Raw genomic sequence first — 1681 nt, forward strand, 5'->3', positions numbered from 1 at the left:
GGCGAAACCTCGCCCGGCTGCACATGGAAATGACCAACTACCCGCTCGGCGTCATGCATCACTATGAGATCTCGGCCGACAGCGCGCAGAGCTTCCTGAAGCAGGTGACGAAGGCCGAGATCGAGAAGGTCAAGGGCATCGAAGGCGTTTCCAAGAACCGCCGCTCGCTGCTCCCCTATGGCGCCATCGTGCTGCAGGAGATCATGTCGGCGATGCAGCCGTCGAAGATCGTCGTTTCGGCGCTCGGCGTGCGCGAGGGCTTTCTCTACTCGCTGCTCGACGCGGCCGAGCAGAAGGCCGATCCGCTGATCTCGGCCGCCGAGGAACTCGCGCTATTGCGCTCGCGCTCGGTCCACCATGCGCATGAGCTGGTCGACTGGACCGGCAAGGCCTTTGCCGCTTTCGGCATCGACGAGACAGAGGACGAGGCGCGTTACCGCCAGGCCGCCTGCCTGCTCGCCGATATTGGTTGGCGCGCGCATCCCGAATACCGCGGCAGGCAGTCTCTCAACATCATCGCGCACGCCTCTTTCATCGGCGTCGACCATCCCGGCCGCGCCTATCTGGCGCTGGCCGGCGCCTACCGCCATGACGGCATCTTCAACGAGGGCATCGCGCCCGAGATCAAGGCGCTGGCGCCGCCGCGCATCCTCGAGCGCGCCCGCGTTCTCGCCGCAATGATGCGCGTCGTCTACCTGATGACGGCGGCGATGCCGGGCGTGATGCCCAGGCTGAAATGGGAAAACCGCGGCAACGGCATGCTGGCGCTGGTGCTGCCGGCCTCACTTGCCGACCTCTATGGCGAGCGCCCGGCCGGCAGGCTGGCGCAACTGGCCCGGATCACCAACCGCCGGCTGGTGCTGGCGGTCGAGAATGGGCCGAGCGTTTCGGTCAAATAGGGCGTCAGGTGATGTCGGCGCCAACGCCGAAGCTACGCCCGTCGATCGACCAGGCGCCGGCGCCGGCCATTGCCAGCGCCAGGAAGCCGCCTGCGATCGCGATGTCCTTCATCAGCATCTGCTGGTGCAGGAAGGCGAGCATGGCGTCGTCGCCACCCTGACCATAGTGGCCGATGAGGCCTGCTGCCACGCAGAAGGCGGCGAGCAGCAGGCCGACGATTCGCGTCTGGAAGCCGACGAGGACGAGCAATCCGGCGATCAGCTCGAACAGGCCGGTGCCCCAGGCGGCGAGCGCCGGCAATGGCAGGCCGAGGCCGGCGAAATAGCTGGTCGTGCCGGAAATATTGGCCAGCGCGTGGAAGCCGGACGGGACGAAGAGGGCGGCAAGCAGCAGGCGGGACAATAGAAGCAGCGCATTGCGGGGCATCGTCACCTCCCGAGAGCAATTCCAGGAAAAGTGTGTAACGGTTTTCCGTCCGGAATTGCGTCAGAACAAAGAGCGAAAGCCGGCCACTGGCCAAGCCTAGATTGCGCCCCAGTCTAGCAGAGTCGCAGACCTGGCGCGTCCGCACAGTTCGACAACGAAAAAGCGGCGCGGAAAATTCCGCGCCGCCCAGGTCTGCGCTTGCGAGGGAAGGCTCAGCCGCGCTTGGCGTCGATCGAGTAGGAACCGGCGCCAGACGAAGCCAGCACGATGAAGCCGCCGGCGATGGCGAGGTTCTTGAGGAACTGGATCATCTGCATCTGGTCGGCCCAGCCGGTGTGGGCGACCAGCCCGGTGG

General features: G+C 65.8%; 2 protein-coding genes and 1 pseudogene. 1 reads left to right on the plus strand and 2 read right to left on the minus strand.

Features of this window, described 5'->3' with window-relative positions; all coding sequences use genetic code 11:
* Positions 1–899, plus strand: a pseudogene (locus tag EN781_RS32030) (exopolyphosphatase); the annotation flags it as partial.
* A gap of 4 nt (positions 900–903) precedes the next feature.
* Here the strand turns inward: EN781_RS32030 and EN781_RS32035 are convergent.
* Both EN781_RS32035 and EN781_RS35645 read right to left on the minus strand, forming a co-directional pair.
* Complete coding sequence (locus EN781_RS32035; protein ID WP_126055159.1) at positions 904–1326, minus strand: DoxX family protein; 423 nt, start codon at positions 1324–1326, stop codon at positions 904–906.
* Between the two features lie 212 nt (positions 1327–1538).
* Positions 1539–1681, minus strand: a 143-nt coding sequence (locus tag EN781_RS35645) for a DoxX family protein (RefSeq protein ID WP_145965768.1), incomplete at its 5' end; no start/stop codon positions are given.

It is taken from the genome of Mesorhizobium sp. M4A.F.Ca.ET.090.04.2.1, assembly GCF_003999085.1.
Classification (GTDB): Bacteria; Pseudomonadota; Alphaproteobacteria; order Rhizobiales; family Rhizobiaceae; genus Mesorhizobium.